Below are 14,207 nucleotides of genomic sequence, written 5' to 3'. Positions count from 1 at the left end.
CCAGGGGGAAGACAACGATGACGGCCGAGCTGGTCCGTGGGCAGAACCATCCACTGGACCGGACCCGTGTGGAGATCCGCATCACCGCGGGCGGTCCCGTCATCGCCGGGGTCACGCTCGGCGATGCACAGGGCACGCTGTCGGGCGTCGAGGCGGTGGCCCATCCGGGAGCGCCCCGCCGCACCGGCGTCGAGGTCCCCCGCCAGGCGGCGTCCGAGCACCGTGTCGCGGTCGATCTCGACGCGCTGCCGGAGGCCGTCCACCGGGTCAGCGTGCTGCTAGCGCTGCCCACCGGGGCCGGCTCACCGGCCGGTTTCGGCGCGGCCGCGGCGCCCCGCGTGGCCGTCACCGGCCTCGACGGCAGCCCGCTCGCCGGCTACACCATCACCGGCCTGGGCACCGAGGCGGCCGTCGTCGCCGTGGAGCTGTACCGCAGGCAGGGCGCCTGGAAGGTGCGGGCGGTCGGCCAGGGGTACGCCGACGGCCTGGTGGCCATGCTGCGCGACCAGGGGCTGCCGCAGGCGGCCGAGCTGGCCACGGAGATCGAGGATGCGGTCAGCCTGGGGCATGCCCGCGCGGTGCCGGCCCCGGTGGCGGCCGGCCGCGCCGAGCAGCCCGGGGCGGCCACGGGTGACCCCGCCGCCGCGCCGCCGGGTGGCGGCGGCCCCATCGACTACCACCATCCCAAGCGGCGTACCGCCCCGGCCCCCGCGGTCTCCGCCGCCCCCGCCCCACAGGACGGCCCGCCGGCCCCGAAGGCCGGTGACGCCGCCGGGTGGAGCATGGACGAGCGGCTCTACAACCAGGTCTGGGGCATGTTCGAGGACCTGGCCCGCTCGGTGGCGGCCTACCGCAGCGCCTGCGACTTCGCCGAGTCCCGCCTGGAGCAGGAGCTCGACAAGGCCCTCGCCGACCCGCGCAGCCGCATGGGCGACGCCGCCGACGCCGCCCGCGCCACCGCCCGCGACAAGCACGCCGCCCTGGTGGCCCAGGCCCGCGCCGCCCTCGACCGCGACCTCGCCCAGCTCGCGGCCGAGTCGGATGTCGTCGAGCCGGCGCTGCCGCCCGCCTATGCCCGCTGGGACAGCCCCGTATGGCAGGGCTATCACGTCCCCCTGGAGCCCCCGATGGCGCTCCGCCTGGGCGATCTGCACCTCCCGGAGGTCCTGGACCTGCGCATCCCCATGCTCCTGCGGCTCCCCCTGGAGCGCGGTCTGTGGATCGACAGCGGACCGGCCGCCTACGCCCAGGCCCTGGACCTCGAGCGCGAGTACCCCCGCCGGGAGCTGGGCAGCGCCCTCGCCGACGGGCCGCCGGACGAGGCCGAGCTGAACCGCCTCGCCCTGGAGACCGCCGTCGCGGTCGCCGCCCGGCTGCTCGCCGTCCATCCGGCCGGGGACTTCGCCGTCCAGGTCATCGACCCCGGGGGCACGGCGGCGCCCGCGCTCGCCCCGCTGCTGGAGTCCCGCGCGCTGCGCGAGCCCCCGGCGCCCGGCGCCCAGGGGGTGGCCGCGACCCTGGAGGCACTGACCCGGCGGGTGGACCTCGTCCAGATGGCGGTGCGCAACCGCGCCGCGGAGTCCCTGCCGCCGGACATCGACGTCGCCCAGCAGCTGCTGATCGTGCACGACTTCCCGCACGGCTTCGACGACCGGGCCGTCACCCAGCTGCGCTATCTGGCCGATGAGGGTCCCGCGGTCGGGGTTCATCTGCTGATGGTCGCCGACCGCGCCCAGTCCCAGGAGTACGGCCCCGTCCTGGACCCGCTGTGGCGGTCCCTGATGCGGATCACACCGGTGCCCGACGCCCATCTCGCCGACCCCTGGGTCGGGCACGCCTGGACGTACGAGCCGCCGCTCGTCCCCAAGGGAAGCCAGGTCCTGCGGCAGGTCCTCGGCCGCCTCGCCCAGGCCCGGCCCGCGCACCGCCACTGAGCCCCGAGGCCCTGCCCCGGTCTCTCACCCCCACGTCCAGCTCCCGAAAACCCACCTCTGACCAGCAGCTTTACCTTTCCCTTTACTCTTCCTTGGTCTTCCTTTACTCTTTCGGTGCGGAGGGGAGTATTCCTGCTATCCCTGCTACGACGTACCCGTCATCACGGATTGCGAGTGTGACGAGATCCCGGGGCGTCGGCCCGGCGCAGCGACCGCGAGCGGCGCGGATCCGGGTGGAAGAGACCTCCGGCAGCGACGACGCTGTGAGTGCCGTACGACTCTGCCGGAGGAGCAGTGGACGTTTCCCTGACCCTGTGGGTGCTGACCATCCTTGGTCTGTGCGCCCTGATCGCCGCCGATTTCTTCATCGGCGGCCGTAAACCGCACGAGGTCTCCCTCAAGGAGGCCGGAATCTGGACCGGTGTCTGGATCGCGCTCGCCGCGCTCTTCGGCCTCGGGCTGCTGCTCTTCGGCGGCACCGCGCCCGCCGGGGAGTTCTTCGCGGGCTTCATCACCGAGAAGTCCCTGAGCGTCGACAACCTCTTCGTCTTCGTGCTGATCATGGCGAAGTTCGCGGTCCCGGCGATCTACCAACAGCGGGTGCTGATGGTGGGTGTGCTGATCGCGCTGGTGCTGCGGGCCGGCTTCATCGGCGCCGGCGCCGCGATCATCGCCAACTTCTCCTGGGTGTTCTACCTCTTCGGCGCGTTCCTCATCTGGACCGCGTGGAAGCTCATCAAGGAGGCGCGCGCCGAGGAGGAGGACGAGGAGTTCGAGGAGAACCGCTTCCTGAAGATGGTCGAGAAGCGTTTCCCGTCGACCGACACGTACCACGGCACCAAGCTGTTCATCGTCGAGAACGGCAGGCGGCTGATGACGCCGATGCTGATCGTCATGCTGGCGATCGGCACGACGGACGTGCTCTTCGCGCTGGACTCCATCCCGGCGATCTTCGGCCTGACCCAGGACCCGTACATCGTCTTCACCGCCAACGCCTTCGCCCTGATGGGCCTGCGTCAGCTGTACTTCCTGATCGGCGGGCTGCTCAAGAAGCTGGTCCACCTCTCGTACGGCCTGTCGGTGATCCTCGGATTCATCGGGGTGAAGCTCGTGCTGCATGCGCTGCACGAGTCCGGGGTGGCCGTTCCGGAGATCAGCATTCCGGTCTCGCTGGGCGTCATCTGCGCCGTGCTCGTCGTCACGACGATCACCAGCCTGTACGCCTCGAAGAAGCAGGCGGCCGCCGAGGTGAAGGCCAAGGACGACGTCCCCGCCTGACGGCCACGCGGCCGGTGGTCCCGTACGGCTACGGGGCCACCGGCCGCGACGCTGAACGCCTACCAGCCGCGCTCGCGCCACTCCGGCAGATGCGGCCGCTCGGCGCCGAGCGTGGTGTCGTCGCCGTGGCCCGGATAGACCCAGGTCTCATCGGGCAGCCGGTCGAAGAGCTTGGTCTCCACATCGTCGATCAGGCTGGCGAAGTCCTTGGCGTTGCCCCGGGTGTTGCCGACGCCGCCGGGGAAGAGGCAGTCCCCGGTGAACAGATGCGGCGCGCCGTGCGGGTCGTCGTAGACCAGGGCGATGCTGCCCGGGGTGTGGCCGACCAGATGGCAGGCGGTCAGGCGGACGTGCCCGACGCTGATGGTGTCGCCGTCCTCGACCGGGAAGTCCGTGGCAACGGGAATGCCCTCGGCGTCGTACCGCCCCGCGTACGTCCGCGCGCCCGTCGCGTCGACCACCTCCTGCAGCGCACCCCAGTGGTCACCGTGCCGGTGCGTGGTCACCACGGAGGCGATGCCGCTGTCGCCGATCATCGCGAGCAGGGTGTGCGGCTCGGCCGCGGCGTCGATCAGCAGCTGCTCGTCGGTGGCCCGGCACCGCAGGAGATATGCGTTGTTGTTCATCGGACCGACCGCGACCTTCGAGATCATCAGGTCGGTCAGCTCGTGCACGTCGGCCGCCCCGCCGACCTTCACTGCTCCGCTGTAGCCCATGAGGCCACTCTAGAGCGGGGGAACGGCGGGCAGTGCGGAGCCCGGGAAATCGAGCCCGGTGCCGTCGCCGCGGCCGGTCAGCCAGCCGACCAGCTCTGCCGCGGAACCCATCACCACCAGGGGTGCGGCCCCGGTGTCCGTGCGCCCGGTGGGCCACCGGCGGCCGTCGTCGCTCACCAGCTCCAGGGCGGGCAGAGCCGGATGCCCGGCGAATTTCACCGCGGTCAAAAAGCCCAGCTCGCCCTCGACGAACACGGGCAGCAGCTGGTCAAGGGTGTAGCCGACGCCCAGGTCGATGTGGTGCAGCTCGATCTCGGCCAGCCGGCGCAGCGCCAGCCGGTCGGCGCGCTCGACGACGCCGTTGCGCATCTCGACCCGGTACCCCCGGCGGTCGTCCGGCAGGGCCCGTGCCGCCGCGTCGAAGCGGGCGGCGCTCTCCCGGAGGTCCTCCAGGTGGTCGGCCAGCGGGCGGTCGGCGTCCCGCTCGATGTCGGCGTCGCGGGACGTTTCGCTCGCGTACATGGGCGTGCGGACGTCCGTACGCGCCCAGGTCAGGAGGTTGCCCAGGGCGTCCGCGTTGCGTGCGAGATGGGCGAGGACATGGCCGCGGGTCCAGCCGGGAAGCAGGGACGGTTCGGCGATCGCCTCGTCGTCCAGTTTGCCGGCCGAGACCAGGAGCCGGTCGGTGGCCTCACGGACGGCGGATGCGTCGCGCGGGAAGTCCTGCGGGGTGGTGGTCATGTTCCGAAAGTAGCGCCACCGGGCCGAGTTGGGGAGTCGGCCGGCGCGGTCGGGGGCGTACGCGGGGGGCGGAGGAAGGCGGGCGGCGGGCCGGAAGGCGCCGCCGTCCGCCCGTCTCAGGCCGCCGCGTGGTCGGGCTCGCCGAACCACCGGCGCAGCGCGGCGTCGAGCCCGTCGGGCGTGTCATCGGTGTCGGCCGCCCAGGCGGTGCAGCCGTCCGGGCGCACCAGCAGGCCGCCGAGGCCGGGCCGCGCCGGGCAGGCGGCCGTGTGCAGCCGCACCCGGTCGCCATACCCGGCGGCGCGCTTGCGGACCTCGGGGTCGTCCGCGAGATCGAGCAACAGGGCGCGGCCGTCGTGCAGATGGCCGGCGAGCCGGGTGCCGTCGGACAGCTCCAGGTCGGGCGCGCTGCCGCCGGTCAGCGGATGGCCGCCGGGCAGGTCGTAGCGCTGCCAGACGCCGGAGATCTTCTTGGCGAAGAAGGTGGTGGCGTCGACCGTGCCGGTCAGTTCCGCGATCACCACGCGCAGCGCGAGGGTGTGCGATTCCGGCCGCATCAGCGCCACCTGGGCCCGGGTCCACTCCAGCACCCAGGCGCCGAGGGGATGCCGCTCGGTGGTGTAGGTGTCGAGCAGCCCCTCCGGTGCCCGGCCCTTGACCGTGGCGGCCAGCTTCCAGCCCAGGTTCATCGCGTCGCCGAGGCCGAGGTTGAGGCCCTGTCCGCCGAACGGCGAGTGCACATGCGCCGCGTCACCGGCCAGCAGCACCCGCCCCGCGCGGTAGTCGGGCACCTGGCGGGCGTTGTCCGTGAAGCGGGTGGCCGAGTGGACCTTGGTGATCGTGACGTCCTGGACACCGGAGACGTGGCGCAGGGAGGCCTGCAGCTCCTCGGCGGTGACGGGCGCGGTGCGGTCGGCGGGCGGTCCGTCGAACTCCACGGTGAGGATCCGGCCGGGCATCGGGCCGTGCACATAGGTGCCGGTCCCGGTCCAGTTCCAGCCCGTTCCCAGGGCGTCGGCGCCGGTCAGCTCGACGATGGCCTGGTGGCCGGTGATCTCGGGGTCCGTGCCGGGGAACGGGAAGCCGGCGAGCCGGCGGACCGTGCTGCGGCCGCCGTCGCAGCCCACCAGCCAGCCGGTGCGCAGCGAGCCGTCCGAGGTGTGGACGTGTACGCCGTTCTCGCCGGCGTCGAAGCCGGTCAGGGTCACTCCGCGGCGCAGCTCGACGCCCAGCTCGGCGGCGCGGGCGGCGAGCAGCCGCTCCAGGGCCTCCTGGGGTATCAGGCCGAGGTCGCCGGCCGGGCCGGTCTCGCCGAAGTCCGGGTCCGACTCGTCCAGGAGGTCGCCGCGCAGCATGATCCCTGCGAAGTGGCCGGCGAACTTCGGCGGCGGCTTCACCTGGGAGGCGCCGGCGGCCTGCCGCTGCCGCATGAACGCGCTGAAGCGCTCGAAGGCGGCGCGCTGCACCTCCATCAGGTCGGGCAGCATCCCGCGCCGGTAAAGGGCCTCCGCGCTGGGGGAGTTGATCGCCCCGGCCTTGATCGTCGTATCCACTTCGGTCAGCCGCTCCAGGACGACGACCGTTACGTCCGCCAGTGCGAGTTCGCAGGCGAGCATCAGCCCCACCGGGCCGCCCCCTGCCACTACTACGTCTGCGTCATGGCTCATGCGGGAGATTGTAGTCACTAAAAATTTGTTCCGGCTAAAATTATGGCCATGGGAGAACGAGAGCTGGGCGGCGAAGGGACCGGGTACGCGGAGGAGGACGGGCACCTGACGCTGCGCGAGCGCAAGAAGCTGCGGACCCGGCAGCGGATCTCCGGCGAGGCCACCCTGCTGTTCGTCCGGCACGGCTTCGACAACGTCACGGTCGCCGAGGTCGCACGCGCCGCCGAGGTGTCCACGATGACCGTCTTCAACTACTTCCCGCGCAAGGAGGACCTCTTCCTCGACCGGATCCCGGAAGGGCGGGAGCTGGTCACCCGCGCGGTCCGGGAGCGCGCGGCGGACGAGACGCCGCTCGCCGCGCTGCGCCGGCTCGTCCTCGACCTGCTCGCGCGGCGGCATCCGCTGGGGGGTGTGGGGGAGGGGTTCGCGCACTTCTGGCGGACGGTGCTGGACTCGCCCGCGCTGCGGGCGCGGGCCCGCGAGGCGGTGGAGGAGCTGGAGGACGCACTGGCCGGGCTGCTGGACGAGGCGGCGGGCGGGGTGGCCGGGGGTGTTGGGGCGGACGGTGCGGGCACTGCGGGCGGTGCGGGCGGTGCGTCCGAGGAGGCGCGGCTGGCCGCGGCGCTGATCATCGCGGCGTACCGCGTCGCGTACGCCGGGGCCGCGGCCCGGCAGCTCGGGGGTGACCCGGTCGACGAGGTGGCCGTTGACCAGGAGGCGGTGCTGCGGCGGACCTTCGATGTGCTGGAGCGGGCGCTGCCCGGCGGCTGAGGCCGGACGATCACCGGCCGGGCGGGGTCGAGGGGCGGCGTGCGCCGGGAGGGGGAGGGGCGGGAAGGTTGTGGGGCCGCCACACGTTTGGGTGAAGAGGGCTTGCGCGTACCGTAAATCGAATGCACGTGCTATAGGCTCGTTAAGGCATCACAAAGACAGTGCCGCGGCGGTCCCCATACCCTGGGGCGGGGGCTCCGCTCCGCTCCGCCGCCTCTGCTCGCACACCGAGCGGCGGACGCAGAGCCGCGGCTCCCGCCCCTCTCCAAGAAAGGTGCCGACCGGCGTGGCCGACCGTCTCATCGTCCGTGGCGCTCGCGAGCACAACCTCCGCAACGTCTCGCTCGACCTCCCCCGCGACTCCCTCATCGTCTTCACGGGGCTCTCCGGGTCGGGCAAGTCCTCGCTCGCCTTCGACACGATCTTCGCCGAGGGGCAGCGGCGCTATGTCGAGTCGCTCTCCTCCTACGCCCGGCAGTTCCTCGGGCAGATGGACAAGCCCGATGTGGATTTCATCGAGGGCCTGTCCCCCGCGGTCTCGATCGACCAGAAGTCGACGTCCCGCAACCCCCGCTCCACGGTCGGCACGATCACCGAGGTCTACGACTACCTCCGCCTCCTCTTCGCCCGTATCGGCAAGCCGCACTGCCCCGAGTGCGGGCGGCCGATCGCGCGGCAGTCGCCGCAGGCCATCGTCGACAAGGTCCTGGAGCTGCCCGAGGGCAGCCGTTTCCAGGTGCTCTCCCCGCTGGTCCGCGAGCGCAAGGGCGAGTTCGTCGACCTCTTCGCCGACCTCCAGACCAAGGGCTACAGCCGGGCCAGGGTCGACGGCGAGACCATCCAGCTCTCCGAGCCGCCGAAGCTGAAGAAGCAGGAGAAGCACACCATCGAGGTGGTCGTCGACCGCCTCACCGTCAAGGAGAGCGCCAAGCGCCGGCTGACGGACTCCGTCGAGACCGCTCTGGGTCTGTCCGGCGGCATGGTCATCCTCGACTTCGTCGATCTCGACCCCGATGACCCGCAGCGCGAGCGGATGTATTCGGAGCATCTGTACTGCGCCTACGACGACCTCTCCTTCGAGGAGCTGGAGCCGCGCTCCTTCTCCTTCAACTCCCCCTTCGGCGCCTGCCCGGAGTGCACGGGCATCGGGACGCGCATGGAGGTCGACCCCGAGCTGATCATCCCCGACGAGGACCGCTCCCTCGACGAGGGCGCCATCCACCCCTGGTCGGGCGGCCACACCAAGGAGTACTTCGGCCGCCTGGTCGACGCGCTGGCGGACGCCCTCGGATTCCGTACGGACATTCCCTGGGCCGGCCTCCCGGCCCGCGCCAAGAAGGCGCTGCTGCACGGCCACAAGACCCAGATCGAGGTCCGCTACCGCAACCGCTACGGCCGCCAGCGTGCCTACACCACGCCCTTCGAGGGCGCCGTGCCGTTCGTCAAGCGGCGGCACAGCGAGGCCGAGAGCGACAGCAGCCGCGAGCGCTTCGAGGGCTATATGCGCGAGGTGCCCTGCCCGACCTGTGAAGGCACCCGGCTCAAGCCGATCGTGCTCGCGGTCACGGTGCAGGAGCGCTCCATCGCCGAGGTCGCGGCCATGTCAATCAGCGACTGCGCCGACTTCCTGCGGGAGATGACGCTCAACGCCCGCGAGAAGAAGATCGCCGAGCGGGTCCTCAAGGAGGTCAACGAGCGGCTGAAGTTCCTGGTCGACGTCGGCCTGGACTACCTCTCGCTGAACCGCGCGGCGGGCACCCTCTCCGGCGGCGAGGCCCAGCGCATCCGTCTCGCCACCCAGATCGGCTCCGGCCTGGTGGGCGTGCTCTACGTCCTGGACGAGCCCTCGATCGGCCTGCACCAGCGCGACAACCACCGGCTGATCGAGACCCTGGTACGGCTCCGCGACCTCGGCAACACCCTGATCGTGGTGGAGCACGACGAGGACACCATCAAGACCTCCGACTGGGTCGTCGACATCGGTCCCGGCGCCGGTGAGCACGGCGGCAAGGTCGTCCACAGCGGCCCGCTCAAGGAGCTGCTGACCAACAAGGAGTCCATCACCGGGCAGTATCTGTCCGGCAAGCGGTCCATCGCGACGCCCGACATCCGCCGGCCCGCCGACCCCGCCCGGCAGCTGACGGTGCACGGCGCGAAGGAGAACAACCTCCGCGACATCGACGTCTCCTTCCCGCTCGGCGTGCTGACCGCCGTCACCGGCGTCTCCGGCTCCGGCAAGTCGACGCTGGTCAACGACATCCTCTACACCCACCTGGCGCGCGAGCTGAACGGCGCCAAGTCGGTCCCCGGGCGGCACACCCGGGTGGACGGCGACGACCTCGTCGACAAGGTCGTCCATGTCGACCAGTCGCCCATCGGCCGGACGCCGCGCTCCAACCCGGCGACGTACACCGGTGTCTTCGATCATGTCCGCAAGCTGTTCGCGGAGACGATGGAGGCCAAGGTCCGCGGCTATCTGCCGGGACGCTTCTCCTTCAACGTCAAGGGCGGCCGCTGCGAGAACTGCTCCGGCGACGGCACGATCAAGATCGAGATGAACTTCCTGCCGGATGTGTATGTGCCGTGCGAGGTCTGCCACGGCGCGCGCTACAACCGCGAAACGCTGGAGGTCCACTACAAGGGCAAGTCCATCGCCGAGGTGCTGGACATGCCCATCGAGGAAGCGCTCGACTTCTTCGAGGCGGTGCCGACCATCTCCCGGCATCTGAAGACCCTGCACGAGGTCGGTCTGGGCTATGTGCGCCTCGGCCAGTCCGCGCCGACCCTCTCCGGCGGTGAGGCGCAGCGGGTGAAGCTGGCCAGCGAGCTCCAGAAGCGCTCGACGGGCCGGACGGTCTACGTCCTGGACGAGCCGACCACCGGCCTGCACTTCGAGGACATCAGCAAGCTGATCACCGTGCTGTCCGGGCTGGTCGAGAAGGGCAACTCCGTGATCGTCATCGAGCACAACCTCGATGTGATCAAGACGGCGGACTGGGTCATCGACATGGGTCCCGAGGGCGGCAACGGCGGCGGGCTGGTCGTCGCCGAGGGCACGCCGGAGGAGATCGCATCGATCCCGGCCAGCCACACCGGCAAGTTCCTGCGGGAGATCCTCGGCGACCGGGTCAGCGATGCCGCGACGTCCGGGAAGCCGGCGAAGAAGGCTGCGGCGAAGAAGACGGTGGCCAAGGTGAATTCCACCAAGGTCGGCGCGGCCAAGACGGCCGCGGCGAAGAAGGCCGTGGCCAAGAAGGCGGCGGCGAAGGCCCGTCGGCTCTCCTGAGGCCGAGCGGGGCGGACGGTCCGGCCGGTGGGCCGTGCGTCCGCCCCGCTTCGTCGATGCCCGTCAGGCGAGATCCACCGGGTACGGAGGTTCGGCGCCCGCCCGGGAGCAGGTGACGGCGGCGGCGTGCGCGGCGAACCCGAGGATGTCGCGCCAGTCGTCGGGACCGAGCGCGGCGACGCCGTCGCGGGAGAGAGCGTCATGGGCGTCGAGCCGGTGCAGCAGCGCCGCATTGACGGTGTCGCCCGCGCCGATGGTGTCCACCACGTCGATCCGGCGGCCGGGCACGCTGACCTCGTCGCCGCCCCGGGTCAGCACCGTAAGTCCGTCGCCGCCCCGGGTAATGACGATCGCCGCGGGGCCGTGGCGCAGCCATTCCCCGGCCACGTCCGCGACCGCGGCGTCCCAGGCCCCGTCCGGCCGGCCCGGTCCGGCCCCCGCCAGCCACCCCGCATCCTCCTCCGACAGCTTCAGCAGCGTCAGATGAGGCAGCCAGGACCGGAAACGGGCCCGGTAGGCGTCCGCGTCCGGGATCAGGCCGGGCCGGATGTTCGGGTCGAGCGCCGTGCACACCCCCCGCCCGGCCTCCCGCCGCAGCAGGGCCTCGTACGCGCTCGCCCCCGGCTCCAGCACCAGCGAGCAGGTGCCCAGCGAGAGCGCGCGGACCCCGTCCGGCAGTGCGGGCGGCAGGGCGAAGAGCCGGTCGGCGGTGCCGTCCGCATAGAACCCGTATCCGGCCGAGCCGTCCGGGCTGATGTCCGCCACCGCGAGCGTCGTCGGCTCGTCGCCGCGCTGCACCAGGCGGGTGTCCACGCCATCGGCCCGCAGCCCCTCCAGCAGCGCCTCGCCGAAGGTGTCGGTCGAGACCCGCGAGCAGAACGCGGTGGGCGAGCCCAGCCGCCCCAGGGCGACCGCGGTGTTGTACGGACCGCCGCCGCGCCGGGGGAGCAGCGCGGGCAACTGGCCGTTCCCCAAAGGACCTTGGGGGCTGGGGACGAGGTCGATCAGCGCCTCGCCGGCGACGACGATCACGGGATGCGGTTCCTTTCCTGGGCGGCCGGGGGAGTGGCCGGCGGTGCGGCCGGTGGTGCGGCCTCGGGGCAGCCGCACGACGTACGGTGCACAAAGGTGCAGGGCAGACGGACGGTGCGGGACGGCCGGTCCGGATCCGCCAGGCGCTCCAGCAGCAGCCGGACCGCCGTCGCACCGATCTCCTTGCTGGGCTGGGCGATCGCGGTGAGCCGGGGCGCGAACAGATCGGCCCAGGAGAAGTCGTCGAAACAGGCGAGCGCGATATCGCGGGGCACCTCCAGACCGCGCTCACGCAGCGCCCGCAACGCACCGATCGTCATGGCGTTGTTGGCGGTGACGATCGCGGTGGGCGGCTCGGGCGCGGCCAGCAGCCGGCCGGTGGCGCCCTGGGCGCCGTCCGCCTCGGAGTTGCCGTCGGCCAGCAGCTCGGGCGCGCACTCCAGGCCGCGGGCGCGCAACCCCTCGCGGTAGCCGCGGACGCGCTCGGTGGTCGTACTCAGCCCGGGCAGCCCGGCCATCAGCCCGATCCGGGTGTGCCCCAGGTCGGCCAGATGCTCGACGAGGTGCCGTACCGGGCCGGTGTTCTCGGCGCACACCTGGTCGTGGCCCGCCCGTTCGTCGCCGTCGCCGTCACTCTCACCGTTGCCGACCAGCCGGTCCAGGAAGACCGTGGGGACCTTGCGCCGCACCAGATAGCCGACCATCTCCGAGGGCTCCGCGGACGGCGCGACGATCACGCCGTCCACCCGCCGCTCGTGCAGCAGCTGGACGACCTTGCGCTCGTGCCCGGGGTCGTCGTGCGGATCGGCGATGAGCAGGCTGTAGCCGGCCTCCAGGGCGGCGGCCTCGACGCCTTGGAGGATCTCGGTGAAGTACGGGTTGCTGATCGCGGAGACCGCGAGGCCGATGGAGCGGGTACGGGCGGTGACCAGGGAACGGGCGAGGGTGTTGTGGGTGTAGCCCAGCTCGTCGATGGCGCCGAGCACCGCGCCACGGGTGGCGGGGCGCACCCGGCGGGTCCCGTTCAGCACATGCGAGACCGTGGCGACGGAGACGCCCGCGCGCCGTGCCACATCCACCATCGTTGTCATCCGGCTCTTCCTCCCCGGGCCCGCCGTGCCGTCCACACAGTACGAGCATCCGGGGCCGAACGTAAACGCTTGCGTAAGCGTTTACGTACATCCCCGGACTCTCGGGACCCGGTCAAGAGGCGCAGCCCGGAGGAGGCGGAGCGGGAGCCGCTGCGGGGGCGCCGGGCCCGCGCCGAAGCGGAACAGCCCGCCCCGGTATCGTCGGGAGCCGCCGGCCTCTGACCCGCAGATCACCCTTGGAGCAGCCATGAGCCAGTCCCCCGCCCGCCGAACCGTGCTGCGCGGGGCCGCGCTCGCGGGCATCGCGTGCTTCGGCGCCGCCGCCTGCGGTGCGGGGGAGCAGGACTCGGGCAGTCGGCCGGCCTCGGACGCCGCGGTCGAGCTGGGCCCGGCCTCGGAGGTGCCGGTCGGCGGCGCCAAGCTCTACGGCAAGCAGCGGCTGATGGTCTCGCAGCCCACCAAGGGCGAGTTCAAGTGCTTCAGCACCGTGTGCACGCACATGGGCGCGATCCTCAACAAGATCGAGAAGGATCAGAGCGTCTGCCCGTTGCACGGCAGCCGCTTCGAGGTGGCCACCGGCAAGGTCGCCGAGGGCCCGGCGAGCCGCCCGCTGGAGGAGGTCCCGGTCAAGGTCAAGGACGGCAAGCTGGTGGCGGGCTGACCCGCCGCGCCGTCCCCCGGGGGGCTCACCCCCAGTCCCAGCCGATGCCCAGTATCCCGGGCCGTACGCCCTGCTCCACCAGATGGACGGCCCGATGGGTGCCGCCGAGCGTCAGCTCCTGCTGGGCGCTGCGCGGCGCGCCGGCCGAGACCTGGGCGAAGCGGCGGCAGCGCACCGGCAGGGCCGCCTCGTCGAAGCGCACCTGCAGGACGTACTGGCCGCCCGCGAAGCTGAAGCCGCGTACGTACTCGGTGCTGGGGCCGCCGCTGCCGTCCTCGAAGAGATACCCGAAGACATGGGTGTCGCCGGCCCGCAGCCGGGCGTCGAAGAGCAGCTCGGCGACCACCACCCCGGAGCCCGCGTCGCCGCGCACCCGGCCCAGCCGGCAGTTCTCCGCCGCTCGCACGCGTACCCGGGACGGATCGCAGCCCGTTTCGCCGCGGTGAATGGCGACATAGCGGTCGACGCCGTCCCGGTGGGCGCGCACGACCTGCAGCGATTCCCGGGCGCTCAGCTCGCGGCGCGGCCCGATCAGGACCCGTTCGTGATGGCCGACGGTGTGCAGCCCGCCGTCCGCGGGGGTCTCCAGCTCGGCGAACAGCTGCTGCAGCGCGCCGGCGGGCGCCACCAGGGAGCGGTACGAGCGCGCGACGGGGCGTTCGGCCTCGGGGCGGGCGCCGTCCTCGGGCACCAGGAGGCGGTGCAGCGACCGCGCGGGCAGCTCCAGAACCTCCTCCAGGGCGCGTACCGCCCGCAGCGACTCGGGGCGCTGCGGCCGCCGGGCGCCCTGCTGCCAGTAGCTCAGGCTCGTCACCCCGACCTTGATGCCGCGCTGGGCGAGCTTGTGCTGGACGCGGGTCAGGGCGAGGCCGCGGGCGGTCAGCGCACTGCGCAGCGCCAGATGGAACGGGCCGGTCCGCAGCAGCTGCGCCAGCTCGGCCGACTCGGGGGTGTTCTGTGACATTGCCTCAATTCCTCAGCGTGCAGGTGAATGTTCACAACCGGCTCGCACGCCGCGCGCTCTGACCGC

General features: G+C 72.1%; 11 protein-coding genes. 5 read left to right on the top strand and 6 right to left on the bottom strand.

What is annotated here, in order from left to right:
- Window positions 1–17: 17 nt before the first annotated feature.
- Window positions 18–1,934, top strand: a complete 1,917-nt coding sequence (locus tag AC5677_RS10010; RefSeq protein ID WP_497194666.1) for a TerD family protein — start codon at window positions 18–20, stop codon at window positions 1,932–1,934.
- A 294-nt stretch (window positions 1,935–2,228) separates the two neighbouring features.
- The gene (locus AC5677_RS10005) at window positions 2,229–3,212 is read left to right on the top strand and encodes a TerC family protein (protein ID WP_497194665.1); all 984 of its coding nucleotides are present in this window, start codon (window positions 2,229–2,231) and stop codon (window positions 3,210–3,212) included.
- Window positions 3,213–3,271: 59 nt separating this feature from the next.
- Here AC5677_RS10005 and AC5677_RS10000 read toward each other — a convergent pair whose 3' ends face one another.
- The 3 genes from AC5677_RS10000 to AC5677_RS09990 all read right to left on the bottom strand — a co-directional run bounded on the left by AC5677_RS10000 (window position 3,272) and on the right by AC5677_RS09990 (window position 6,336).
- Window positions 3,272–3,928 (bottom strand): MBL fold metallo-hydrolase, encoded by a 657-nt coding sequence (locus AC5677_RS10000; protein ID WP_497194664.1) that lies wholly within the window; start codon window positions 3,926–3,928, stop codon window positions 3,272–3,274.
- A gap of 9 nt (window positions 3,929–3,937) precedes the next feature.
- Window positions 3,938–4,669, bottom strand: a complete 732-nt coding sequence (locus tag AC5677_RS09995; RefSeq protein ID WP_497194663.1) for a maleylpyruvate isomerase family mycothiol-dependent enzyme — start codon at window positions 4,667–4,669, stop codon at window positions 3,938–3,940.
- A 116-nt stretch (window positions 4,670–4,785) separates the two neighbouring features.
- Window positions 4,786–6,336, bottom strand: a complete 1,551-nt coding sequence (locus AC5677_RS09990; RefSeq protein WP_497194662.1) for an FAD-dependent monooxygenase — start codon at window positions 6,334–6,336, stop codon at window positions 4,786–4,788.
- Window positions 6,337–6,384: 48 nt separating this feature from the next.
- On the opposite strand from AC5677_RS09990, the gene AC5677_RS09985 reads away from it, so the two are divergent.
- Both AC5677_RS09985 and uvrA read left to right on the top strand, forming a co-directional pair.
- Entirely contained in the window at window positions 6,385–7,107 is a 723-nt protein-coding gene (locus AC5677_RS09985) for a TetR/AcrR family transcriptional regulator (protein ID WP_497194661.1), read from the top strand.
- A 286-nt stretch (window positions 7,108–7,393) separates the two neighbouring features.
- Window positions 7,394–10,393 carry an excinuclease ABC subunit UvrA gene (gene uvrA, locus AC5677_RS09980; protein WP_497194660.1) on the top strand — a complete coding sequence of 1,000 codons (3,000 nt, stop codon included), beginning with the start codon at window positions 7,394–7,396 and terminating at the stop codon, window positions 10,391–10,393.
- A gap of 63 nt (window positions 10,394–10,456) precedes the next feature.
- Here the strand turns inward: uvrA and AC5677_RS09975 are convergent, their stop codons facing one another.
- On the bottom strand, window positions 10,457–11,425 hold the full coding sequence (locus AC5677_RS09975; protein WP_497194659.1) for a carbohydrate kinase family protein: 969 nt from the start codon (window positions 11,423–11,425) through the stop codon (window positions 10,457–10,459).
- The gene (locus AC5677_RS09970) at window positions 11,422–12,516 is read right to left on the bottom strand and encodes a LacI family DNA-binding transcriptional regulator (protein WP_497194658.1); all 1,095 of its coding nucleotides are present in this window, start codon (window positions 12,514–12,516) and stop codon (window positions 11,422–11,424) included. Before AC5677_RS09970 ends, AC5677_RS09975 begins: the two co-directional genes overlap by 4 nt.
- A gap of 247 nt (window positions 12,517–12,763) precedes the next feature.
- Between AC5677_RS09970 and AC5677_RS09965 the strand changes: the two genes are divergently transcribed.
- Window positions 12,764–13,177 (top strand): Rieske (2Fe-2S) protein, encoded by a 414-nt coding sequence (locus AC5677_RS09965; RefSeq protein WP_497194657.1) that lies wholly within the window; start codon window positions 12,764–12,766, stop codon window positions 13,175–13,177.
- A gap of 25 nt (window positions 13,178–13,202) precedes the next feature.
- Here the strand turns inward: AC5677_RS09965 and AC5677_RS09960 are convergent, their stop codons facing one another.
- A complete protein-coding gene (locus AC5677_RS09960; protein WP_497194656.1) occupies window positions 13,203–14,141 on the bottom strand; it encodes a hypothetical protein in 939 nt (312 codons plus the stop codon).
- Window positions 14,142–14,207 lie beyond the last annotated feature (66 nt).

This window comes from Streptomyces sp. JLSY215 (assembly GCF_059682825.1).
This window is presented reverse-complemented; position numbering and strand designations above follow the sequence as displayed.

Bases quoted from the DNA above. Each gene is read 5' to 3' on its own strand.
- AC5677_RS10000 (WP_497194664.1), bottom strand. From the start codon at position 3,928: ATGGGCTACAGCGGAGCAGTGAAGGTCGGCGGGGCGGCCGACGTGCAC.
- AC5677_RS09995 (WP_497194663.1), bottom strand. From the start codon at position 4,669: ATGACCACCACCCCGCAGGACTTCCCGCGCGACGCATCCGCCGTCCGT.
- AC5677_RS09965 (WP_497194657.1), top strand. From the start codon at position 12,764: ATGAGCCAGTCCCCCGCCCGCCGAACCGTGCTGCGCGGGGCCGCGCTC.
- AC5677_RS09990 (WP_497194662.1), bottom strand. From the start codon at position 6,336: ATGAGCCATGACGCAGACGTAGTAGTGGCAGGGGGCGGCCCGGTGGGG.
- AC5677_RS09960 (WP_497194656.1), bottom strand. From the start codon at position 14,141: ATGTCACAGAACACCCCCGAGTCGGCCGAGCTGGCGCAGCTGCTGCGG.
- AC5677_RS09985 (WP_497194661.1), top strand. From the start codon at position 6,385: ATGGGAGAACGAGAGCTGGGCGGCGAAGGGACCGGGTACGCGGAGGAG.
- AC5677_RS09970 (WP_497194658.1), bottom strand. From the start codon at position 12,516: ATGACAACGATGGTGGATGTGGCACGGCGCGCGGGCGTCTCCGTCGCC.
- AC5677_RS10010 (WP_497194666.1), top strand. From the start codon at position 18: ATGACGGCCGAGCTGGTCCGTGGGCAGAACCATCCACTGGACCGGACC.